Raw genomic sequence first — 22872 nt, 5'->3', positions numbered from 1 at the left:
TGCAAGGCCCGCCCGGTGTGCCATGCACAATGCACCCAGGCCCTGCACCCGTGCGGGGCCTTGCCACACTTACACACCAAGGGACACCCATCCATGCACATCGAAACCCTGGCCGTCCATGGCGGCTACACACCCGACCCCACCACCAAGTCTGCCGCCGTGCCGCTGTACCAGACGGTGGCCTACGCGTTTGACAGCGCCCAGCACGGCGCCGACCTGTTCGACCTGAAGGTGGCGGGCAACATCTACACGCGCATCATGAACCCCACCACCGACGTGCTGGAAAAGCGCGTGGCGGCCCTGGAGGGCGGCGTGGCCGCGCTGGCCGTGGCCTCGGGCATGGCGGCCATTACGGCAGCCATCCAGACCATTGCCGAGGCCGGTGACAACATCGTCAGCGCCAGCACGCTGTATGGCGGCACCTACAACCTGTTTGCCCACACCTTCCCGCAGCAAGGCATCGAAGTACGCTTTGCCGATCCGCGCGACCCGGCCAGCTTTGCCCAGCACATTGATGCGCGCACCAAAGCCATCTTTATCGAATCGATTGGCAACCCGCTGGGCAACGTGACCGACATCCGTGCCCTGGCCGATGTGGCCCACGCGCATGGCGTGCCGCTGATTGTCGATAACACCGTGCCCAGCCCCTACCTGCTGCGCCCCATCGAGCACGGCGCTGACATCGTGGTGCATTCGCTGACCAAGTACCTGGGCGGCCACGGCACCAGCGTGGGTGGCGCCATTGTCGATAGCGGCAAATTCCCATGGGCCGAGCACAAAGAGCGCTTCAAGCGCCTCAACGAGCCCGATGTGAGCTACCACGGCGTGGTCTATACCGAGGCGCTGGGCGCCGCCGCCTTCATTGGGCGCGCCCGCGTGGTGCCGCTGCGCAACATGGGCGCGGCGCTGTCGCCCTTCAACGCCTGGGTCACGCTGCAAGGCATCGAAACCCTGCCCCTGCGCATGGACCGCATCTGCGACAACACGCTGGCGCTGGCCCACTACCTGCAAAAGCACCCCAAGGTCGAATGGGTGCGCTACGCCGGTTTGCCCGACCACCCCGACCACGCGCTGGTGCAGCGCCAGCTGGGCGGCAAGGCGTCGGGCATTTTGAGCTTCGGCCTGAAAACCAGCGATGCCGACCCGCGCGCTGCCGGTGCGCGCTTCCTGGACGCACTGGCGCTGTTCACGCGCCTGGTCAACATTGGCGATGCCAAATCGCTGGCCACGCACCCGGCATCGACCACGCACCGCCAGCTCAACCCCGAGGAACTCGCCAAGGCCGGCGTGAGCGAAAACATGGTGCGCCTGTCGGTGGGCATTGAGCACATCAACGACCTGCAAGCCGACCTGGCCCAGGCGCTGGACAAGGTCTGAATCACTGCGATGTCGCCTGCGCGCAGTTGAGGCGCAAGAAAAGCCCCCTCCCCCACAGGAGCGGGGCTTTTTGTTTGCCAGGCGTGGATGGACTCGCTGCGGTGCGCGCGCAGGCAAGGTCTATTTGGAAATCCCTTTTTTTGCCTGGTAACCAGCGCCTGCCGGGCCAGCAGGGCCACGGGCACCGCCCGTGCTGCGGGGTTTGCCCGCCCCTGTAGCGCGCGGCGGCAGGCCGGTGTGCTGCGTCAGGACACGGCCCGGCTGCGGCGTGCCGGGCCGGGTTTTGGCGCCTGGCGTGGAATTGGTACGCCGCGCACTCTGGTAGCTGCCGTCCGTGAGCGGCTGGAAGGTCGGAATCAGGTGGTGCTTGCCGTTGCCGATCAGGTCAGCGCGGCCCATGGCTTTGAGCGCATCGCGCAAGAGCGGCCAGTTGTTCGGGTCGTGGTAGCGCAAAAACGCCTTGTGCAGGCGACGGCGCTTGTCGCCGCGCACGATGTCCACCACCTCGCTCTGGCGCGTGACCTTGCGCAACGGGTTCTTGTTGCTGTGGTACATGGCCGTGGCCGTGGCCATGGGGCTGGGGTAGAAGGTCTGCACCTGGTCGGCCCGAAAACCGTTCTTCTTCAACCAGATGGCCAGATTCATCATGTCTTCATCGCTGGTGCCGGGGTGGGCGGCGATGAAGTACGGAATCAAAAACTGCTTCTTGCCCACCTCTTCGCTGAACTTCTCGAACATCTGCTTGAAGCGGTCATAGCTGCCAATGCCCGGCTTCATCATTTTGTCCAGCGGGCCGCTCTCGGTGTGCTCGGGGGCGATCTTCAGGTAGCCGCCGACGTGGTGCTGCACCAGCTCTTTGACGTATTCGGGCGATTTGACGGCCAGGTCGTAGCGCAGCCCCGAGCCAATCAGAATTTTTTTGATGCCCTTGAGCGCGCGGCCCCGGCGGTAAATTTTGATCAGCGGGTCGTGGTTGGTGGTCAGGTTCTGGCAGATGCCGGGGAACACGCAGCTGGGTTTGCGGCAGGCGGCCTCGATTTCGGGCGTCTTGCAGCCCAGGCGGTACATGTTGGCCGTGGGCCCGCCCAGGTCGGAGATGGTGCCGGTAAAGCCTTTGACCTTGTCGCGGATGTCTTCAATCTCGTGAATGATCGAGTCTTCCGATCGGCTCTGGATGATGCGGCCCTCGTGCTCGGTGATGGAGCAAAAGGTGCAGCCGCCAAAGCAGCCGCGCATGATGTTCACGGAAAAGCGGATCATCTCCCAGGCCGGGATTTTGGTGGCGCCATCATGGCTGCCGTGCTCGTCGGCATACGCGGGGTGCGGGCTGCGGGCGTAGGGCAGGTCAAACACATAGTCCATCTCGGCGGTGCTCAAAGGGATGGGCGGCGGGTTGATCCAGACATCGCGGGCGGTTGTGCCCTCGCCGTGGGCCTGCACCAGCGCACGGGCGTTGCCGGGGTTGGTCTCCAGGTGCAGCACGCGGTTGGCGTGGGCGTAGAGCACGGCATCCGACTTGACCTGCTCGTAGCTGGGCAGGCGGATCACGCTCTTGTCACGCGGCGGCGCCTTGAGGCGGGCCTTGAGCGCCGGGTTGGCGACAAAGGCCATGGGCTGGGCCACGGCCTCAGAAGATTTGAGGTATTTTTGGCCTGCAACGCCCGCTGGATATGCGCTATCAGCTATCAAATCAGGAGTATTTTCAGGGGCGCTGGCGGGCGCACCGTCTGGCTCGCAGCGACTGCCCTGGGCGCTGGCTTGCTCGCTGGTGGTCAGGTAGGGGTTGATGTGCGCCTCGACGCGGCCCGGCTCATCGACGCTGGTGGAATCGATCTCGAACCAGCCGTCCTCGGAGGCGCGGCGCACAAAGGCGGTGCCGCGCACGTCGGTGATGCTCTCGACGGGCTCGCGCGCGGCGATGCGGTGGGCCACCTCGACGAGCGCGCGTTCGGCGTTGCCGTACAGCAGCAGATCGCACTTGGCATCGACGACGATGCTGCGGCGCACCTTGTCGCTCCAGTAGTCGTAGTGGGCGATGCGGCGCAGGCTGCCTTCGATGCCGCCGAGCACGATGGGCACGTCTTTGTAGGCTTCGCGGCAGCGCTGGCTGTAGACGATGGCAGCGCGGTCTGGGCGCTTGCCGCCGATATCGCCGGGGGTGTAGGCGTCGTCACTGCGGATTTTGCGGTCCGCCGTGTAGCGGTTGATCATGGAGTCCATGTTCCCCGCCGTCACGCCCCAGAACAAATTGGGCTTGCCCAGCGCCTTGAAGGCATCGGCGCTGTGCCAATCGGGCTGGGCGATGATGCCCACGCGAAAGCCCTGGGCTTCGAGTACCCGGCCAATCACGGCCATGCCAAAGCTGGGGTGATCGACATAGGCGTCGCCCGTGACCAGCACGATGTCGCAGCTGTCCCAACCGAGCTGCTCCATTTCGGCACGGCTCATCGGCAGGAATGGCGCCGTGCCAAAGCGCTTGGCCCAGTAGGGGCGGTAGCTGCTCAAGGGTTTGGCGGCGCGCGCGAAAAAGGAAACGTCAACAGGGGCGTTCATGAAAATGGGGTGTGGGGGGAAGCGGCCATTTTACGGCGCGCCCCCTTGTCCGCGCCGGCCAGGGGCTACTGCCCCGGCTGCGGGCTCAGCTGCGCAGGTCTTTGAGGGCGACTTCGTATTGCAGCGCCAGGTTGTCCATGATGCCGAGCAGGCGCTCGCTGGTGCTGGCCACGGCACGCAGGCCGCGCAAATCGGGTTCGCGGGCCAGGGCAGCCTCCAAAAACATCCACTGCATTTCACCGGCGGTCATTTCGCTGCGGATGGTGGTGTTGCTCACCGTGGAGGCGGCCAGGCTGGCCAGGCCACGCTTGAATTCAGCCGCGTCGGCAGTGCGCTGTTCACGCAGGTCTTTGCTCTCCAGTCCAGCAGCGGCCAGAAAGTAATTTTTGGCCAGCCGCTGCGACAGCATGCGCTGCTGGCCTGCGGTGCTGACCAGTTTGTCGGTGCTGAAGGGGGCGATTTTCTGCAAGCCATCGGCCACGGCGTCAGCGGACTGGAGCATTTTGTCGGCCTGCACGGCAGCATCTGCCACAGACTGCCGGGTGGGCGGCATGGGCAGCGCGGTATCCAGGCCCTCGCTGAACTGGCGCACCTGGGCCAGTGGGCGGGCCAGCGCATCGGGCCAGGGTTGTTTGCCCAGTTCTTGCAGCCCCGCTCGCAACAGTTGCCGGGACGAGGCCATGGCCATCGCAGCGTCTTCAGGCTGCACGTTCAGAAAAGCCTGGCAATAGGCTTTGGCGATGCGCTGCGACAGGGCACGAAACCGGGCTGCCCGGTGCATTTGCAAACTGGTGACGGGGGTTGACTGGGCCCACGCCGCCCCACTGCTGTGGCACAGCAGTGCAGCCGCAGAAAGTTGCAGCAGTGTGCGGCGCCGGGCGTGGTGCGCCCCCAGGGGAGAAATGGAAAGCATGGGTGCAGGCTCCGTGGTCATGGCAAAGTGTGAGCGGCCATTCTCAAACCCCAGCCCCTGCCGCGTTATGACTCAAGTCAACGCCTGCCGCCGTGTGTACGCCGTGCTGTGGGGGCTACTGGGGGCCAGCCTGACTGCGCTGCCGGGAACATGACACACTGCCGTTTTTTTATCGACGCCCGACATGCTGATACAACTGACTTACGCCAGCCGCTGCTCCCACGCCCTGGGGCCCGCCGATATCAAGGACATTCTGGGCGCCTCGCAGCGCAACAACGCCCGCCTGGGCGTGACCGGGGCGCTGTGCCTGAACAATGGCATCTTCCTGCAACAGCTCGAAGGCGACCGCACGGTGGTCAATGCGCTGTACCACCGCATCCTCAAGGACACGCGCCACCGCGACACGGCCATCCTGGATTTGTCCGAGATCACGCACCGCCAGTTCACCGGCTGGGCCATGGGGCTGCTGCCCTCGCTGGACACCAACCGCCAACTGTTCCTGAAATACTCGGGCGCCGCTGAGTTCGACCCCTACAGCATGAGCACCCTGAGCCTGCGCAGCTTCTTTGCCGAAGTCTTGCAAAACGTGCGCTGGCTTGAATGAGAATGCCGGCCATGCAGACAAACCGCAGCCATGGCTGAACCCCGCGTTATCCCCCTGACCGACCAGCGCCACGCGGCATCCCTGCCCAGCGCGCCAGTGCAGCCGCCCAGCGGCCTGCTGACCGACACGCGCGGGCGGCCCTTGCGCGACCTGCGCATCAGCGTGACCGACCGCTGCAACTTCCGCTGCAGCTACTGCATGCCCAAGGACGTGTTTGGCAAGGACTATCCCTACCTGCCACACAGCGCACTGCTGAGTTTTGAAGAAATCACCCAGCTGGCGCAGCAGTTTCTGGCCCACGGGGTGCGCAAAATCCGCCTCACCGGCGGCGAGCCGCTGCTGCGCAAAAACATCGAGGCGCTGATTGCGCAGCTGGCCCAGCTGCGCACCGTCGATGGCACACCCCCTGAGCTGACGCTGACCACCAACGGCGCCCTGCTGGCGCGCAAGGCCCATGCACTGAAAGAGGCGGGCCTGACCCGCGTCACCGTCAGCCTGGACGCGCTGGACGATACCGTGTTCCGGCGCATGAACGATGTGGACTTTCCGGTGGCCGATGTGCTGGCGGGCATTGCGGCGGCGCAAGAGGCCAATCTGGGGTGCATCAAGGTCAATATGGTGGTCAAACGCGGCACCAACGACCAGGAAATTGTGCCCATGGCCCAGCACTTTCGCGGCACCGGCATCGCGCTGCGCTTTATCGAATACATGGACGTGGGCGCCACCAACGGCTGGCGCATGGACGAGGTGCTGCCCTCGGCGCAGGTGATTGCGCGCCTGCAAGAACAACTGCCGCTGGTGCCGCTGGAGCCCAGCGCCCCCGGCGAAACCGCCCAGCGCTGGGGCTGGGCCAACGCCAGCGGCCAGCACGATGCCACGCTGGGCGAGATCGGCCTCATCAGCAGCGTGACGCAGGCGTTTTGCCACGAGTGCAACCGTGCGCGCCTCTCTACCGAGGGCCGGATGTACCTGTGCCTGTTCGCGGGCCAAGGCTACGACCTGCGCGCCCTGCTGCGCGGCGGTGCCAGCGATGAGGCCCTGGCCAGCGCCATTGCCGCCATCTGGCAGGGCCGCGCTGACCGCTACTCAGAGCTGCGCGCCAGCCTGCCCCACGGCGCAGACAGCACCGCGCAGCGCATAGAAATGAGCTATATCGGAGGATAAACATGGCAACGATTGACACCCAGGACATCACCGGCCTGGTGCTGGCGGGCGGGCGCGGTGCGCGCATGGGCGGCGCCGACAAGGGCCTGCAAAACTTTCATGGCCTGCCGCTGGCGCTGCACACGCTGCTGCGCCTGCAAATGCAGGTGGGCACCGCCATGGTCAACGCCAACCGCAACCTGGCCGCCTACGAAGCATTTGGCGCGCCCGTCTGGCCCGATGTGCTGAGCGACTACGCCGGGCCGCTGGCGGGTTTCTTGACCGGGCTGGAGCGCTGCGAAACCCCTTGGCTGCTCACCGTGCCGTGCGATACACCGCTGTTTCCGCTGGACTTGGCCGCACGCCTGGCGCAGGCCGCCGCGCGCGAGCAGGCCGACATCGCCATGGCAGCGGCCCCCGAGGACGACGGCCACGGCAGCACTGCCGTGCGTGCGCAGCCCGTGTTCACCCTGCTGCGCGTGGACTTGCTGGAGAGCCTGGTGCAGTTCACCCAGGCCGGTGGCCGCAAGATCGACGCCTGGACGGCCCAGCACCGCTGCGTGCTGGTGCCCTTCGATACCCCCGGTGACGACCCGCGCGCCTTCAGCAACGCCAACACCCTGGCCGAACTGCACCGCCTGGAGCAAGCCGCATGAGCGCCGACCCTGCCCCTGCTGCCACAGTCGCCCCCACCACCGCCCTGACCGAAATGACCACTGCCCCCACCCTGGCCGACATCGCCGCCGCCCTGCAAGGCTACGACCCGCAATCGCTCACGGTGGCCAGCGCTAGCGCGTTTTTGCAGCAACTGGTGCAGCCCATCACCGGCACAGAAACCCTGCCCCTGCGTGACGCCCTGGGCCGGGTGCTGGCGGGCGATGTGGTGTCGCCCCTGGACGTGCCCGCGCACGACAACTCGGCCATGGACGGCTACGCGTTCGACGGCAGCGCCCTGGTGCCCGGCGCGCCGCTGACGCTGCGCGTGGTCGGCAAAGCCCTGGCCGGCGCCGCCTGGACGGGTCGCGTGGGCGCCGGTGAATGCGTGAAGATCATGACCGGCGCCGTCATGCCCGCCGGGCTGGACACCGTGGTGCCGCAGGAATTCACCCAAGCAGCCAACGCGCCTGCCGCCCACAGCGCTGGCGAACGCGCAGGTGGCACCACCACCAGCGCAACGGCCACCGCTACCGCCAGCGAATACATCCACATCCCCGCCGACGTGCTGCGCCCGGGCGACAACCGCCGCCTGCGCGGCGAAGACCTGATGCAAGGCCGCGTGGCGCTGGCCCGGGGCGCGCTCATCACCCCCGCTGCGCTGGGGCTGCTGGCCAGCCTGGGCCTGCCCACGGTGGCGGTGCAGCGGCGCCTGCGCGTGGCCTACTTCTCGACCGGCGATGAAATCCTGAGCCTGGGCGAATCACCGCGCGAAGGCGCCGTGTACGACAGCAACCGCTACACCGTGCTGGGCCTGCTCACGCGCCTGGGCGCAGAGGTGATTGACCTGGGCGTGGTGCGCGACGAGCCCGCGCTGCTGGAGGCCGCTTTCTGCCAGGCCGCGCAGCAGGCCGACGCCATCATCACCAGCGGCGGCGTCAGCGTGGGCGAGGCCGACCACACCCGCACCATGATGAAAGCGCTGGGCGACGTGGCCTTCTGGCGCATCGCCATGCGCCCGGGCCGCCCCATGGCCGTGGGCCGCATCGACAGCAAAAAAATAACAGCCAAATCAGGCTCTAACGCCCGTACAGTGGGCGCTAGCAGCTATCAAAATCATACTGAATTAAACCCCAACGGGGCGATCCTGTTTGGCCTGCCCGGCAACCCGGTGGCGGTGATGGTGACGTTTCTGGCCCTGGTGCGCCCGGCCCTGCTGCGCATGATGGGCTGCACCCACCCCACCCCACCGCTGCTGCGCGCGGTCAGCACACAGGCCATCCGCAAGAAACCTGGGCGCACCGAATACCAGCGTGGGCTGGTCAGCGTGGGCGAAGGCGGCACGCTGCAAGTGCGCACCACCGGCAACCAGGGCTCGGGCGTACTCAGCTCGATGGTGCAGGCCAACGGCTTGATCGTGCTGCACCACGACCAGGCCAGCGTGCAAAGCGGCGAGGTGGTCGAGGTGATGGTGTTTGAGGGCGTGGTGTGAACGGAAAGCTGGGGTAGCGCTGGCGCAGCGGCTACAACTTGCCCAGCACCCAATCGCACCACTGCGCCACGGCAGCGTCGATGGGGTTGCGCCGCTCGGTGGTCAGGGGCCAGCGGCGCAGGCAGGAGTTGGCGATGTTCTGCAACTGCCACATGGCCTCGCGGCAGACAAAGGCCACCTCGGCCAGGCTGGCAGCATCGTCCTGGAGCAAGGGCAGCATCTCGCGCTGCTGATCGGGGTGGGCACCGGCCTCGACCAGGATTTTTTTCAGCGCCATCAGCCGTTCATCCACAAAAGTGATGATGCCCTGGCCATCGAGGTCGGGGTCTGGACTCAGCGCCACCACTTTGGCCGTTTCCCAATGGGCAAAAGCCCGCGCCAGGGTTTCGATGGCGCGCGGCGCGTCAGCGGCCAGGGGTTGCAGCACGGCATCTTGCGGCGCAGCCTGCCCCAGCAACGGCAGTACATGGGCCACCAATGCAGCCGGAAACCTGCGGTGGTTCAGGCGCAGCGCCAGCGACAGTTGCTGCGCGGGCAGGTCTTCGGTGTATTTGGCGTAGAAGGCGGTCACCACTTCGGCCAGCAGCAAGATGCGCCCCAGCGGTGAAATATCGGCCCCCTGCAACCCGCGCGGGTAGCCGGTGCCATCCATGCGCTCGTGGTGCTCCAGCACGGCCAGTTCCACCTCACGGGGATAAACCTGCGCAGCGCGGAGCATCAGCATGGATGTGATGGGATGGGCCACCAGCTGCTTGCGGTCGACCCCAGTGAATTTGTGCTGCGGGTCGCGCCAGGCGGGTGGCATGTGCAAAACACCCACATCGTGCAGCAGTGCAGCCGCAGTGAGCGCGATGCAGTCGTTGTCATTCAGGGCGCTGCGCAGGCCCAGAAACATCGCCACAATCACCATCTCCAGGCTGTGCTGGAACAGTTTGGGGCGCTGTTCGCGCATCACCGTGAGCTTGAAGGCCATGGTGCTGGGCAAGGGCACCTGCGCCAGCGACACCCACATGCGATCAAAGCCTGTGCCCAGAGCAGGCCCCAGCAGCTGCCCCAGGGGCGAGTCGCGGGCCACCTCACGGGCTGCGGCCACCAAAACCGCATGGTCTATCGTGTCTTCTGCCGCCAGGTGGCTGTCAATGGGTTCGCGCAGCTTGTGCTGCACCAGCCGGTCGTACAGACGGCCATCAATCCGGGTACCTTTTTCCACCAGTTTGATGCCGCCCTCGGCATAAATCGCCTCCTGGGCCACCACGGCACGGCGCTGGGCCAGTTCAGTGACAGCGCGCAGGTAATGCGGGCTTTCAGGCAAACGCTCTGGAAAAGCCAAACTGTCCATACTGACGGGGAAGGTATCGGTCATGCCGTGCAAAGAGAAACATCACGCCCTATTAAAACCCAGTGCAGCCCCACCCGGCATGGCACCTGGGCGGTGCAGCACCGGCATGCCCGCAGGGCAAGCGCGTACAGCACGCAAAAAAGGACGCTTGCACGGCGTCCTTGGGAGGGGTGTGGTGCGCCACCACACGGTCAGTGGCGGTCAGTGGCGCAGCAGAGGTGCTCAGGCCAGCAGCGTGACACCGGTTTTGGCCTGCAAGGCCTCGAACGTGACGCCTGGCGCCAGCTCCACCACCTTCAGGCCCTGGGGCGTGACATCCATCACGGCCAGGTCGGTGATGATGCGATCGACCACGCCTACGCCCGTCAGGGGCAGCGTGCATTGGGGCAGGATTTTCATGTCTTCGGTGCCGTCTTTTTTGCGCGCCACGTGCTCCATCAGCACGATCACGCGCTTGACGCCCGCCACCAAGTCCATGGCACCGCCCATGCCCTTGACCATCTTGCCGGGGATCATCCAGTTGGCCAGGTCGCCCTTCTCGCTGACCTGCATGGCGCCCAGAATGGACAGGTTGATTTTGCCGCCCCGGATCATGGCAAAGCTCTGGTCAGAGCCGAAGATGGACGAGCCCTGGATGGTGGTCACGGTCTGCTTGCCAGCGTTGATCAGGTCGGCATCCACCTTGTCTTCGGTCGGAAAGGGGCCAATGCCCAGCATGCCGTTCTCGGACTGCAGCCACACTTCCTTGTCGCCGGTGAAGTTGGCCACCAGCGTCGGGATGCCAATGCCCAGGTTGACGTAGAAGCCGTCTTCGAGTTCTTGCGCCGCACGGGCGGCCATTTGGTCTTGGGTCCACGGCATGGTTCAGGCTCCTGTTGCGGTGATGGTGCGCTTTTCGATGCGCTTTTCGGGGGTCGGGTTGTGCACGATGCGGTGTACGTAAATACCGGGCAGGTGAACGTCGTCGGGGGCGATGGCGCCGGTTTCCACGATTTCTTCCACTTCCACGATGCAGACCTTGCCCGCCGTGGCTGCTGCCGGGTTGAAGTTGCGCGCCGTCAAACGAAATTGCAGGTTGCCCGATTTGTCCGCACGGTGCGCCTTGACCAGCGACACCTCAGGCACCAGCGCGCGCTCCATGACGTAGGTTTCGCCATCGAACTCGCGCAGCTCTTTGCCCTCGGCCACGATGGTGCCCACACCCGTCTTGGTAAAAAATGCCGGAATGCCCGCGCCGCCCGCACGCAGCTTCTCGGCCAGCGTGCCCTGGGGCGTGAACTCCAGCTCCAGTTCGCCCGCCAGGTACTGGCGCTCAAACTCCTTGTTCTCGCCCACATACGAGGAGATCATTTTCTTGATCTGGCGCGTCTCCAGGAGCTTGCCCAGGCCAAAGCCGTCCACGCCCGCGTTGTTGGAGATCACCGTGAGGTCTTTCACCCCGGAGTCGCGCAATGCATCGATCAGGGCTTCGGGGATACCGCACAACCCGAAACCACCGACAGCCAGCAGCTGGCCGTCTGCAACCACGCCCGCCAGGGCCTCGGCTGCGGAGGGAAACACCTTGTTCACAACAGTCTCCTTGAAATTTGGTATCGTGAAGATACTACGTAATCTGCTACGTAGTATTCCCTAAAGATTTGCACTACTACGGCACCGCTACGCGCTATGGATGTTGATTACCGGCTGGCTTTTGATATGGCGCCCGTGGGCCTGGTGCTCTCGCGCAACCGCACGATGATCGACTGCAATCGCCAGGTCTGCGAGATGTTCGGGGCTTCGCGCGAGGTGCTCATTGGCCAGTCTTTCCAGATCCTCTACCCCAGCGCCGACGAGTACGAACGCCTGGGCGCGCGCATGACGCCCATCCTCAACACCAAGGGCTATTACGCCGACAGCCGCATCATGAAGCGCCTCAATGGCGAGGTGTTCTGGTGCCACGTGTCGGGCCGCGCGCTCAACCGCGAGGCGCCGCACGCCTCGGGCATCTGGAGCTTTGAAGACCTGAGCGCACAGCGCCCCGTCAAGGCCGATCTGACCGGGCGCGAGCGCGAAGTGGCCGCGCGCCTGCTCGAAGGCATGACCTCCAAGGAAATCGGCAAGGCCCTGGCCATCAGCCACCGCACCGTAGAGATTTACCGCGCCCGGCTGATGCGCAAATACGGCGCCTCCACAGCGGCCGACCTGGTACACAAGCTGGTGGCAGGCAGCTGAAAACGCCACCGGCCTGACCCTGTTGCGCAGGGCAGGCCGGTGCGGGAATGCCCGGCGCCCAAGGCGCGGGCACTGCCGGTTCACGCCAGATCGAAGCGATCCAGGTTCATCACCTTATTCCAGGCGGCGACAAAGTCGCGCACCAACTTCTCACGCGCATCAGCGCTGGCATAAACCTCGGCCAGGGCGCGCAGTACCGCGTTGGAGCCAAACACCAGATCGCTGCGGGTGGCTGTGTATTTCAAGGCGCCGGTGTGGCGCTCGCGCCCCTCGAACAGCTCCTGCGTCGGGTCGGTGGGTTTCCAGACGGTGGCCATGTCCAGCAGGTTGACGAAGAAGTCGTTGCTGAGCACGCCCACTTTGTCGGTGAGCACACCGTGCGCACTGCCGTCGTAGTTGGCGCCCAGCACGCGCAGGCCGCCCACCAATACCGTCAGTTCAGGCGCGGTGAGGGTGAGCTGCTGGGCTTTGTCGATCAGCAACGCCTCGGTGCTGGTGCTGCTGGCCACGCGGCGGTAATTGCGCAGCCCATCGGCCACGGGCTCCATCAGGGCAAAGGCGGCAATGTCGGTCTGGTCTTGGCGGGCGTCCACGCGACCCGGGACAAACGGCACCTCTACCGGCACGCCCGCTGCCTGGGCAGCTTGTTCCACACCCACCACCCCGGCCAGCACGATCACATCGGCCAGCGACGCCTTGCCCGACGCCTTTTGAATCGCCTGCAACCGGGGCAGCACGGCCACGGCAGCCGCATTCACGGCCCAGTCTTTTTGCGGCGCCAGCGCCAGGCGCGCACCGTTGGCACCGCCGCGCTTGTCACCGCCCCGGAACGTGGAGGCCGAGGCCCAGGCCACCGACACCAACTCGCTGACCGACAGGCCCGAGGCCGCAATCTGCGCCTTCAAATCGGCAATGTCCGCCGCCGTGGGCTGGTGCTGCGGTGTGGGCAGCGGGTCTTGCCAGATCAGCTCTTCTTTGGGCACTTCGGGGCCCAGGTAGCGTGCCTTGGGGCCCATGTCGCGGTGGGTGAGCTTGAACCAGGCGCGGGCAAAAGCCTCGTTGAACGCCTGTGGGTCGTTCAGGAAGCGGCGCGAAATCTTCTCGAACTCGGGGTCAAAGCGCAGCGTCAGGTCAGTGACCAGCATGGTGGGCTTGCGCTTTTTGGCAGGGTCGAAGGGGTCGGGGATGCTCTCGGGCGCATCTTGGGCCTCGAACTGGATGGCCCCGGCGGGGCTGCGCGTCTGCACCCATTCGTACTTGAAGAGGTTTTCAAAGAACTGGTTGCTCCACTGCGTGGGCGTTTGCGTCCACACCACCTCCAGGCCCGAGGTGATGGCGTCAGCGCCGCTGCCGCTGCCATAGCTGTTGGCCCAACCCAGGCCCATTTGCTCGATGGAGGCGGCCTCGGGGGCGGCGCCCACGTGGCTGGCGGCGCTGGCGCCATGGGTTTTGCCCAGCGTGTGGCCCCCGGCAATCAGCGCCACGGTTTCTTCATCGTCCATGGACATGTTGCCAAAGGTGGCACGGATGGCCGCTGCCGCTGAGAGTGGGTCGCCGCTGGCATTGGGGCCTTCAGGGTTGACGTAGATCAGGCCCATCTCGGTGGCGGCCAGGGGGTTCTTGGCCAGGGCCTCAGGGTCGCGGTGGGCCAGCCAGGCTTTCTCGTCGCCCCAGTTCACGTCCTGGTCGGGCTCCCAGACGTCTTGGCGGCCCGCAGCAAAGCCAAAGGTGCGAAAGCCGGCGTTTTCCAGGGCCACGTTGCCCGCCAGGATGATGAGGTCGGCCCAGGAGATTTTTTGCCCGTACTTTTGCTTGATGGGCCAGAGCAGGCGGCGCGCCTTGTCCAGGCTCACGTTGTCGGGCCAGCTGTTGAGCGGCGCAAAACGCTGCTGGCCCCGCCCGGCGCCGCCCCGGCCATCGACCGCGCGGTAGGTGCCCGCGCTGTGCCAGGCCATGCGGATGAACAAACCGGCGTAGCTGCCCCAGTCGGCAGGCCACCAGTCTTGCGAATCGGTCAGCAGCGCTTTCAGATCGCCTTTGAGCGCGGCGTAATCGAGCTTTTTGAACTCTGCGGCATAGTCAAACTGCTCGCCCAAAGGGTTGGAGCGCCCGGAGTGCTGGTTCAACAAATCCACGCGCAACTGGTTTGGCCACCAATCACGGCTGGTGGTGCTGTTGCTGGCACCGGCGGCGTGGAATGGGCATTTGGATTCATGGGTCATGGGGCGCTCCTTGAGTGGATGATGGCAAGCCCCATGATAGTGAGGCGTGCCAAAAACAGGCATTTGATTTGTACAAAGCGCGCCATAGTTTTTTTGATGACACCAACCCAGGAGACCCGTGTGAGCCGCTACCCTTTTCCCGACCTGAACACCCTGCCCGAAGACATCCGCGAGCGCATTTTGCAAGTGCAGGAAAAGGCCGGATTCATTCCCAATGTGTTTCTGGCCTTTGCCCGCCGCCCGGCCGAGTGGCGCGCCTTTTTTGCCTACCACGACGCCCTGATGGAGCCCGAAAGCGCAGGCCGCACCAGCAGCCTGACCAAAGGCGAGCGCGAGATGATCGTCACCACCACCAGCGCGGCCAACCAGTGCCTGTACTGTGTGGTGGCGCACGGCGCCATCTTGCGCATTTACGAAAAAAAACCTTTTGTGGCCGACCAGGTGGCCGTCAACCACCGCAAGGCCGACATCACCGCACGCCAGCGCGCCATGCTGGACTTTGCGATGAAGGTATGCCAGCGTGCCCAGGAGGTGGAAGACGCCGATTTCGAGGCCCTGCACGCCCACGGCTTTGACGATGAGGACATCTGGGACATTGCGGCCATTACGGCGTTCTTTGGCCTGTCCAACCGCATGGCCAGCTTTGCCGGCATGCAGCCCAACCCCGAGTTCTACCTGATGGGGCGCGTGCCACGGCAAAAATAATGCTACTTTTTTAGTAGCTGCTTGCGCTTACCACGCAAGGACTTGAGCCACTTTTGGCACTAAATCCAGATAGCGATCAAGCCGCCACCAGCGCCCGCAGCCAGTCGGGCAAGGTGACGGCTTTTTGCTGTGCGTAATTGACCCAGATGGCCGTGGCGCCGCCCGCAGCGCACACCACGCCGGGCTGGCCCACGCGCTCCATGGTGCTCCAGGTCTCGAACGTGGTGCGGCCGGGGTCGCTCACGTAGAACTTGAGTAGCACCTCATCGGGGTAGGCCAGCTGCTGGTAAAAATTGCAGAACGCATTGACGATCACCATGCCCTCACCGCTGGGGTCCAGGCTGCTGCCCACCTGGCGCACCCACTCCACGCGGGCCATTTCCAGGTAGCGGAAGTACACCGTGTTGTTGACATGGCCCAGCGCGTCCATATCGCCCCAGCGCACCGGAAAACGCATTTCATGCACCAGCTTTTTGGCCTCGGGAATCTCAAATTTCATGGCAGTCGTCGTGTGGTTTTCGTGTGGGTTAAATGGCAAAACCATCATCGGCGGCAATCACCGCACCGTTGATGAAGTGGCTCTGGTCGCTGGCCAGCATCACGATCAGCGCATCCAGGTCTTGGGGCTGGCCCACGCGCTTGCGCGGCAGCAGGTTGATCAGTTTTTGCCCCTGTTCGGTTTGCCAGTGGCGGTGGTTGATTTCGGTATCGATGTAGCCGGGGCATATCGCGTTGACATTGATACCAAAGCGGCCCCACTCCAGCGCCATGGCGCGCGTCATCTGGATGACGGCGGCCTTGCTCATGCAATAGGCGCCAATCTGCGGCAGCACCTTGAGCCCGGCCATGGACGCGATGTTGATGATGCGCCCGCCCGTGAAGCTGCCCGGCGCCTGGCCCGTGGCGCGCGCCAGCATGCGCTTGCCCACCTCCTGTGCGACAAAAAAAGCGCCTTTGACGTTGGCACCGAAGATGTAATCAAAGTCTTCGGGCGTGACCTCTTGCAGGCGCTGCGTGGTGGACACGCCCGAGTTGTTGACCAGGATGTCGATGGAGCCCATCTCGGTTTCAGCGTGCGCCACGGCGGCCTTGATGGAGTCGTGGTCGGTCACGTCCAGCTCCACCACATGGGCGTCGCCGCCCTCGCCTTCAATCTGCGCGCGCAGCGCCTTGAGCTTTTCCAGGCGGCGGCTGGCCAGCACCACACCCGCACCGGCCTTGGCCAGGGTGCGCGCAAACTGCGCCCCCAAACCGCTGGAGGCGCCGGTCACCAGGGCCACGCGGCCAGACAAGTCGATGCTGTATGCCATAGGGGTCTTCCTCTTGATGCAGATGAAACAGTCGCCCGATTGTTGCCCTGCCGGTGCATACAATCGGTCGCGTGCAAGACAGCCGTAAGGTTGCCTGTTATTACAAAATTCCCCATTATCAAACTCAAACGCCCGACGATACAGCCATGACAAACGAAGAAATCCTTGCCCAATTCGGCCCCCGCGAAGCCATGGAATACGACGTGGTGGTGGTCGGCGGTGGCCCCGGTGGGCTGGCCACTGCCATCCGCATCAAGCAGCTGTCTGCCGAAAAAGGCCAGGACGTGTCCGTGGTGGTGCTGGAAAAAGGCTCCGAGCCGGGCGCGCACATCCTCTCGGGCGCCATCATGGACCCCCAGGCGCTGACCGAGCTGTTTCCGGACTGGAAAGAGCGCGGCGCCCCGCTCAACCAGCCCGTCACCGATGACGCCTACATCTTCCTGAGCGAAACCTCCGGCACCCGCGTGCCCAACCCGCTCTTGCCACCGTTTGCCCACAACCACGGCAACTACATCGTCAGCCTGGGCGCCGTCACCAAGTGGCTGGGCGAGCAGGCTGAAGCGCTGGGCGTGGAAATTTTCCCCGGCTTCACCGCCGCCGAAGTGCTCTACAACGAAGACGGCAGCGTCAAGGGCGTGGCCACCGGCAACATGGGTCTGGGCAAAGACGGCGAGCCCACCGACAACTTCCAGCTGGGCATGGAGCTGCTGGGCAAATACACCGTGTTTGCCGAAGGCGCACGCGGCCACCTGGGCAAACAGCTCATCGCCCGCTACCAGCTCGACGCCGGGCGCGACCCGCAAAGCTTTGGCATCGGCATCAAAGAGCTGTGGGAAATCGACCCCGCACGCCACCAGCCCGGCTTTGTCATGCACACCGCTGGCTGGCCCATGGAAAACGACACCTACGGCGGCGCCTTCCTCTACCACCTGGAGGGCAACAAGGTGGCCATGGGCTTTGTCACCGGCCTGGGCTACAGCAACCCCTACCTGAGCCCGTTTGAAGAATTCCAGCGCTGGAAGACGCACCCCCGCGTTCGCTACTACCTCGAAAACGACGCGGGCGAAGTCACGGCCAAGCGCCTGTCGTATGGCGCGCGCGCCATCAACGCCAGCGGCATCAACTCGCTGCCCAAGTTTGTCTTCCCTGGCGGCGCGCTGGTGGGCTGCGACGCGGGCTTTTTGAACGTCAGCCGCATCAAGGGCAGCCACGCTGCCATCAAGACCGGCATGCTGGCTGCCGAGGCCGCTTTTGACGCCATTGCCGCCGGACGCCAGCACGACGAGCTGGCCGCCTACCCCAAGGCCTTTGACAGCAGCTGGCTGCACACCGAGCTGAACAAAGACCGCAACTTCAAGAACTGGTTCAAGTACGGTCTGGCCGTGGGCACCGTGATGAACGGTTTTGAGCAGTTTGTGCTGCGCGGCCACATCCCCTGGACGCTGCACCGCGACAAGCCCGACCACGCCTACTTGAAGCCCGCCGCCGAATGCCAGCCCATCGAGTACCCCAAGCCCGATGGCAAGCTGACCTTTGACCGCCTCTCCAGCGTGTTCATCAGCAACACCAACCACGAAGAAAACCAGCCCGCCCACCTCACGCTCAAGGACGCCAGCGTGCCCGTGAGCATCAACCTGGCGAAATACGCTGGGCCTGAAGCCCGCTACTGCCCAGCGGGCGTGTACGAGTTTGTGCCCGACGAGGCCAAGGGCGGCAACGCCCAGCGCCTGCAAATCAACGCCCAAAACTGCGTGCACTGCAAAACCTGCGACATCAAAGACCCAACGCAAAACATCGTCTGGGTCACGCCCGAAGGCGGCGGCGGCCCGAACTACTCCGGCATGTAAAAACCATAGCACGTAGCGCTTGACTGGCCTGCCTTGCAGGCCTTTTTGGCTTATAAACCAGCGCGGCGGAAAGCACGGCGGTACACTCGCCCACCGGCGCGCGTCTTTCCTGCGCGCAGCCGGCGAGATCCACCAGGAAACCAAAAGGACAGCTTGGAGATGAACATGAAAAAAACGCCCTGGATGCACCTGGGAGCCCTGGCACTGGCCGTGGCCGCAGTGGCACCCGCCATGGCCCAGCAAAAATCCGTGGCCGTGACCGCCATCGTGGAACACCCTGCCCTCGACGCCGTGCGCGACGGCGTGCAGGCTGCGCTCAAAGATGCGGGCTTTGAGTCCGGCAAAAACCTCAAGTGGCAGTACCAAAGCGCCCAGGGCAACACCGGTACGGCAGCGCAAATTGCACGCAAGTTTGTGGGCGACAAGCCCGATGCCATCGTCGCCATTGCCACGCCGTCGGCCCAGGCTGTGGTGGCCTCCACCAAAACCGTGCCTGTGGTGTTCTCTGCCGTGACCGATCCGGTGGTGGCCAAGCTGCTCGCCAGCTGGGAGCCCTCCAAGACCAACGTCACTGGCGTGTCCGACATGCTGGCGCTGGACAAGCAAATGGAGCTGCTCAAGCAGGTGGTGCCCAACGCCAAGCGCGTGGGCATGGTCTACAACCCTGGCGAAGCCAACTCGGTGGTCGTGGTCAAAGAGCTGCAAAAGCTGCTGCCCACGCTGGGCATGACGCTGGTGGAAGCCGCCGCGCCCCGCTCGGTGGACGTGGGCAGCGCCGCGCGCAGCCTGATCGGCAAGGTCGATGTGATCTACACCAACACCGACAACAACGTGGTTTCTGCCTACGAAGCGTTGGTCAAAGTGGGCCAGGAAGCCAAAATCCCGCTGGTGGCTTCAGACACCGACAGCGTCAAGCGCGGCGCCATTGCCGCCTTTGGCATCAACTACCGCGATCTGGGCGAGCAAACCGGCCGCATGGTGGTTCGCATCTTGAAGGGCGAAAAACCCGGTGACATCAAGCCCGAAGTCAGCACCAAAATGGAACTGTTCGTGAACCCCGGCGCCGCTGAAAAGCAAGGCGTGAAGCTGCCTGAGGCGCTGGTCAAGTCGGCCGCGCAAGTCATCCAGTAAGGGCTGCACCCGCGCACCCTGAACCGCAGGAGCCATTGCTGGCTCCTGCTTTGTTTTCACCACCCCACTGCTGCTGCCCCATGTCCTTTTTTTCTCTGCTTGGCGCCGTTGAAATCGGCCTGATCTTCAGCCTGGTGGCGCTGGGGGTTTTTATCTCTTTCCGGTTGCTGCGCTTTCCTGACCTTACGGTGGATGGCAGCTTTCCGCTGGGTGGCGCCGTCTGCGCCATTTTGATTTCCACGGGCACCAACCCGTTTGTGGCCACCATCGCGGCCACTGCGGCGGGCGCCGTGGCCGGGCTCATCACCGGCTGGCTCAACGTCAAGCTCAAAATCATGGACTTGCTGGCCAGCATCCTGATGATGATTGCGCTGTACTCCATCAACCTGCGCATCATGGGCGGCCCCAACGTGCCACTCATCAACGACCCCACCTTGTTCAACGTGCTGCAACCTGCGGGCATGGAAGATTACGTGGCCCGCCCGCTGCTGCTGGCCGTCATCGTCATTGCGGCCAAGCTGGCTATGGACTGGTTTTTTGCCACCGAGCGCGGTCTGGCCATTCGCGCCACCGGCTCCAACGCCCGCATGGCGCGCGCCCAGGGCGTCAACACCGGCGCCATGGTGCTGCTGGGCATGGCGGTGTCCAACGGGCTGGTGGGCCTGGCAGGCGCCCTGTTTGCCCAGACGCAAGGCGGCGCCGACATCTCCATGGGCATTGGCACCATCGTGATTGGCCTGGCCGCCGTGATCGTGGGCGAGAGCATCTTGCCGTCGCGCAAACTGGTGCTGGCCACGCTGGCCGTGGTGATTGGCGCCATCGTGTACCGCTTTTTCATTGCGATGGCGCTCAACAGCGACTTCATCGGCCTGAAGGCGCAAGACCTGAACCTGGTGACTGCCGTGCTGGTCACCATCGCGCTGGTGATTCCGCAAATCAAGCGCAAGCTGGCCAAACGCCGCCCGCAGTGAGCCCCCTACCAGAGACGACCCATGCTGAGCGCCCAAAACCTCCAAATCACCTTCAACCCCGGCACGCCCATTGAAACGCGCGCCCTGCGCGGCATGTCGCTGAACATTCCGGCGGGCCAGTTCGTGACCGTCATCGGCTCCAACGGGGCGGGCAAGTCCACCTTCCTCAACGCCATCTCGGGCGACCTGGGCGTGGACAGCGGCACCATCACCATCGACGGCGTGGACATGACGCGCCAGCCCGTGTGGGCGCGCGCCTCGCGCGTGGCGCGGGTGTTCCAAGACCCCATGGCGGGCACCTGCGAAGACCTGACCATCGAAGAAAACATGGCCCTGGCGCAAGAGCGCGGTAACTTGCGCGGCCTGCGCAGCGCCGTCAAACCGGCCCTGCGCGACACCTTCCGCGCCCGCCTGGCCACGCTGGGCCTGGGGCTGGAAAACCGCCTCACCGACCGCATCGGCCTGCTCTCGGGCGGCCAGCGCCAGGCCGTAAGCCTGCTGATGGCGGCGCTGCAACCGTCGCGCATCCTGCTGCTGGACGAGCACACCGCCGCGCTCGATCCGCGCACCGCCGACTTCGTGCTGCAACTGACGGCGCGCATCGTGGCCGAAAACAAACTCACCACCATGATGGTCACGCACAGCATGCGCCAGGCGCTGGACGTGGGCCAGCGCACCGTGATGCTGCACCAGGGCCAGGTGGTGCTGGACGTGTCGGGCGAGGAACGCAGCCGCCTGGACGTGCCCGACCTGCTGAAAATGTTTGAAAAAGTGCGCGGAGAAAAGCTCTCGGACGACGCGCTGCTGCTGGGCTGAACCGCGCCCAGCGCCTGCCAGGGCGCACTGTATCTTGCTATTGGAATAATAGCTACTGGCGCTGACCTGGCGGGTGCCAAGGCCCGATGTGGCTGTAAATTTTTCTGCCCCCTGCCAGGCGCAAGCGGGGCAAAACTGCGTAGAATCCGCCCGGTCAGGAGAGAGCGCACCCGCTGCCGCACCGTGCAGCAGGTCGCCGCCGAAGGCGCAGGCAAAGCCCGAACGCTCAGGCAAAAGGACTGACAAACGCGCGCAGTGATGCGCGCGTCACCTTGCTGGAGAGAGGCGGCTGCACCCACACACCGTGGCCGTCCACCGAAGGAGCAACCCCGGCGCAGCGCGCGCTATCCCGGGCGAATCTCTCAGGTAAAGCGGACAGCAGGGCAAATTTCGTGGCCACCCCCAGGCCACGGCCCCTATTTGCCCTGGAGATTTGCCCATGTCCGCCCCTGCCGCCGCCCCCTTGCTGACCACGCCCCTGAACGCACTGCACCTTGAACTGGGCGCGCGCATGGTGCCCTTTGCTGGTTATTCCATGCCCGTGCAGTACCCGGCGGGCCTGATGGCCGAGCACCTGCACACGCGCGCGCAGGCCGGTTTGTTCGATGTCTCGCACATGGGCCAGCTGCGCCTCATCGGCCCCGACGCCGCCGCCGCGTTCGAGACGCTGATGCCCGTCGATGTGATCGACCTGCCCGTGGGCAAGCAGCGCTACGGCCTGCTGCTGAACGAGGCGGGCGGCATCATCGACGACCTGATGTTCTTGCGCGTGGGGCCGGATGAAATCTTCGTCATCGTCAACGGCGCCTGTAAGGTGGGGGACATCGCCCACATCCAGGCGCAGATTGGCCAGCGCTGCCAGGTGGTGCCACTGCCCGACCAGGCCCTGCTGGCGTTGCAAGGCCCGCAGGCCGCTGCCGTGCTGGCGCGCCTGGCACCGGGCGCGGCGCAACTGGTGTTCATGACCGGCGCCCGCTTGACCATCGCCGGTGCCGACTGCCTGGTGACGCGCAGCGGCTACACGGGCGAAGACGGCTTTGAAATCTCCGTGCCCGCCGCGCAGGCCGAAGCCCTGGCGCGCACCCTGCTGGCACAGCCTGAAGTCCAGCCCATTGGCCTGGGCGCGCGCAACTCGCTGCGCCTGGAAGCGGGCCTGTGCCTGTACGGCAACGATCTCGACGTCACCACCACCCCCGTAGAGGCTGGCCTGAACTGGGCCATGCAGAAAGTGCGCCGCAGCGGCGGCGCGCGCGCCGGGGGCTTTATCGGTGCCGATGTGGTGCTGGCCCAGCTGGACAACCCGGCCAGCCTGACCCGCCAGCGCGTGGCCCTGATCGCCCAGGAGCGCGTGCCCGTGCGCGAACCCGCCGTGCTGGAAAACCTGGACGGCCAGCACATCGGCCACGTCACCAGCGGCCTGCTCAGCCCCACGCTGAACCAGCCCATTGCGCTGGCCTACGTGCAGCCCGACTACGCAGCGCTGGGCACCGAACTGTTCGCCATCGTGCGCGGCAAGCCCGTGCCCATGGTGGTGGTGCCCACGCCCTTCGTGCCCACGCGCTACTACCGGGGCTAAGAAAAAGA

Annotated in this window: 20 protein-coding genes and 2 riboswitches; of the genes, 12 read left to right on the top strand and 8 right to left on the bottom strand. The window is 64.9% G+C overall.

Translation table 11 applies throughout. The features are described 5' to 3' along the window. Window positions 1-93: 93 nt before the first annotated feature. The gene (locus tag EV674_RS04700; protein ID WP_119012233.1) at window positions 94-1377 is read left to right on the top strand and encodes an O-acetylhomoserine aminocarboxypropyltransferase/cysteine synthase family protein; all 1284 of its coding nucleotides are present in this window, start codon (window positions 94-96) and stop codon (window positions 1375-1377) included. A gap of 120 nt (window positions 1378-1497) precedes the next feature. On the opposite strand, the gene EV674_RS04695 is transcribed toward EV674_RS04700, so the two are convergent. Together EV674_RS04695 and EV674_RS04690 are read right to left on the bottom strand one after the other, a co-directional pair. Continuing rightward, window positions 1498-3930 (bottom strand): YgiQ family radical SAM protein, encoded by a 2433-nt coding sequence (locus EV674_RS04695; RefSeq protein ID WP_119012232.1) that lies wholly within the window; start codon window positions 3928-3930, stop codon window positions 1498-1500. 85 nt (window positions 3931-4015) lie between these two features. Then, window positions 4016-4843 (bottom strand): type IV pili methyl-accepting chemotaxis transducer N-terminal domain-containing protein, encoded by an 828-nt coding sequence (locus EV674_RS04690; RefSeq protein ID WP_119012324.1) that lies wholly within the window; start codon window positions 4841-4843, stop codon window positions 4016-4018. A 184-nt stretch (window positions 4844-5027) separates the two neighbouring features. Between EV674_RS04690 and EV674_RS04685 the strand changes: the two genes are divergently transcribed. Genes EV674_RS04685 through moeA form a run of 4 tightly spaced genes read left to right on the top strand, consistent with a single transcriptional unit; the run spans window position 5028 to window position 8736 of the window. Further along, on the top strand, window positions 5028-5447 hold the full coding sequence (locus EV674_RS04685) for a BLUF domain-containing protein (RefSeq protein ID WP_119012231.1): 420 nt from the start codon (window positions 5028-5030) through the stop codon (window positions 5445-5447). Between the two features lie 30 nt (window positions 5448-5477). Then, window positions 5478-6611 carry a GTP 3',8-cyclase MoaA gene (gene moaA / locus EV674_RS04680; protein WP_119012230.1) on the top strand — a complete coding sequence of 378 codons (1134 nt, stop codon included), beginning with the start codon at window positions 5478-5480 and terminating at the stop codon, window positions 6609-6611. Between the two features lie 2 nt (window positions 6612-6613). Then, a complete protein-coding gene (mobA, locus tag EV674_RS04675; protein ID WP_119012229.1) occupies window positions 6614-7246 on the top strand; it encodes a molybdenum cofactor guanylyltransferase MobA in 633 nt (210 codons plus the stop codon). Window positions 7247-7299: 53 nt separating this feature from the next. Continuing rightward, entirely contained in the window at window positions 7300-8736 is a 1437-nt protein-coding gene (moeA, locus tag EV674_RS04670) for a molybdopterin molybdotransferase MoeA (protein WP_119012323.1), read from the top strand. A gap of 31 nt (window positions 8737-8767) precedes the next feature. On the opposite strand, the gene EV674_RS04665 is transcribed toward moeA, so the two are convergent. The 3 genes from EV674_RS04665 to EV674_RS04655 form a co-directional block, all read right to left on the bottom strand. Continuing rightward, a complete protein-coding gene (locus EV674_RS04665) occupies window positions 8768-10099 on the bottom strand; it encodes an HD-GYP domain-containing protein (RefSeq protein WP_241524875.1) in 1332 nt (443 codons plus the stop codon). Window positions 10100-10297: 198 nt separating this feature from the next. Next, a complete protein-coding gene (locus EV674_RS04660; RefSeq protein WP_119012228.1) occupies window positions 10298-10936 on the bottom strand; it encodes a 3-oxoacid CoA-transferase subunit B in 639 nt (212 codons plus the stop codon). Window positions 10937-10939: 3 nt separating this feature from the next. After that, window positions 10940-11644, bottom strand: coding sequence for a CoA transferase subunit A (locus EV674_RS04655; protein WP_119012227.1), 705 nt, complete (start codon window positions 11642-11644; stop codon window positions 10940-10942). A gap of 96 nt (window positions 11645-11740) precedes the next feature. Between EV674_RS04655 and EV674_RS04650 the strand changes: the two genes are divergently transcribed. Next, the gene (locus EV674_RS04650; protein WP_119012226.1) at window positions 11741-12286 is read left to right on the top strand and encodes a PAS and helix-turn-helix domain-containing protein; all 546 of its coding nucleotides are present in this window, start codon (window positions 11741-11743) and stop codon (window positions 12284-12286) included. 80 nt (window positions 12287-12366) lie between these two features. Here the strand turns inward: EV674_RS04650 and katG are convergent, their stop codons facing one another. Then, on the bottom strand, window positions 12367-14508 hold the full coding sequence (gene katG / locus EV674_RS04645; protein WP_119012225.1) for a catalase/peroxidase HPI: 2142 nt from the start codon (window positions 14506-14508) through the stop codon (window positions 12367-12369). Between the two features lie 120 nt (window positions 14509-14628). On the opposite strand from katG, the gene EV674_RS04640 reads away from it, so the two are divergent. Beyond that, window positions 14629-15213 (top strand): peroxidase-related enzyme, encoded by a 585-nt coding sequence (locus EV674_RS04640; protein ID WP_119012224.1) that lies wholly within the window; start codon window positions 14629-14631, stop codon window positions 15211-15213. Window positions 15214-15289: 76 nt separating this feature from the next. Here the strand turns inward: EV674_RS04640 and EV674_RS04635 are convergent, their stop codons facing one another. Then, on the bottom strand, window positions 15290-15712 hold the full coding sequence (locus EV674_RS04635; RefSeq protein WP_119012223.1) for an acyl-CoA thioesterase: 423 nt from the start codon (window positions 15710-15712) through the stop codon (window positions 15290-15292). Between the two features lie 28 nt (window positions 15713-15740). Then, window positions 15741-16523, bottom strand: coding sequence for an SDR family oxidoreductase (locus EV674_RS04630; RefSeq protein WP_119012222.1), 783 nt, complete (start codon window positions 16521-16523; stop codon window positions 15741-15743). 146 nt (window positions 16524-16669) lie between these two features. Between EV674_RS04630 and EV674_RS04625 the strand changes: the two genes are divergently transcribed. The 5 genes from EV674_RS04625 (at window position 16670) to gcvT (ending at window position 22864) form a co-directional block, all read left to right on the top strand. Further along, window positions 16670-18370: an electron transfer flavoprotein-ubiquinone oxidoreductase gene (locus tag EV674_RS04625; protein ID WP_119012221.1), complete on the top strand. Its 1701-nt coding sequence runs from the start codon at window positions 16670-16672 to the stop codon at window positions 18368-18370. A 159-nt stretch (window positions 18371-18529) separates the two neighbouring features. After that, window positions 18530-19501, top strand: a complete 972-nt coding sequence (locus tag EV674_RS04620) for an ABC transporter substrate-binding protein (protein WP_374761664.1) — start codon at window positions 18530-18532, stop codon at window positions 19499-19501. A gap of 80 nt (window positions 19502-19581) precedes the next feature. Next, window positions 19582-20472 carry an ABC transporter permease gene (locus EV674_RS04615; protein ID WP_119012220.1) on the top strand — a complete coding sequence of 297 codons (891 nt, stop codon included), beginning with the start codon at window positions 19582-19584 and terminating at the stop codon, window positions 20470-20472. A 21-nt stretch (window positions 20473-20493) separates the two neighbouring features. After that, complete coding sequence (locus EV674_RS04610; RefSeq protein WP_119012219.1) at window positions 20494-21288, top strand: ABC transporter ATP-binding protein; 795 nt, start codon at window positions 20494-20496, stop codon at window positions 21286-21288. Window positions 21289-21441: 153 nt separating this feature from the next. After that, a riboswitch (glycine riboswitch) is annotated at window positions 21442-21532 on the top strand. A gap of 21 nt (window positions 21533-21553) precedes the next feature. Further along, a riboswitch (glycine riboswitch) is annotated at window positions 21554-21677 on the top strand. 50 nt (window positions 21678-21727) lie between these two features. Next, a complete protein-coding gene (gene gcvT / locus EV674_RS04605; protein WP_119012218.1) occupies window positions 21728-22864 on the top strand; it encodes a glycine cleavage system aminomethyltransferase GcvT in 1137 nt (378 codons plus the stop codon). Window positions 22865-22872 lie beyond the last annotated feature (8 nt).

Source organism: Simplicispira metamorpha (assembly GCF_004341365.1).
In the GTDB taxonomy this organism is placed as follows: domain Bacteria; phylum Pseudomonadota; class Gammaproteobacteria; order Burkholderiales; family Burkholderiaceae_C; genus Simplicispira; species Simplicispira metamorpha.
Note: the sequence above shows the minus strand (reverse complement) of the source record. Positions and strands in the feature narration are given on the sequence as shown.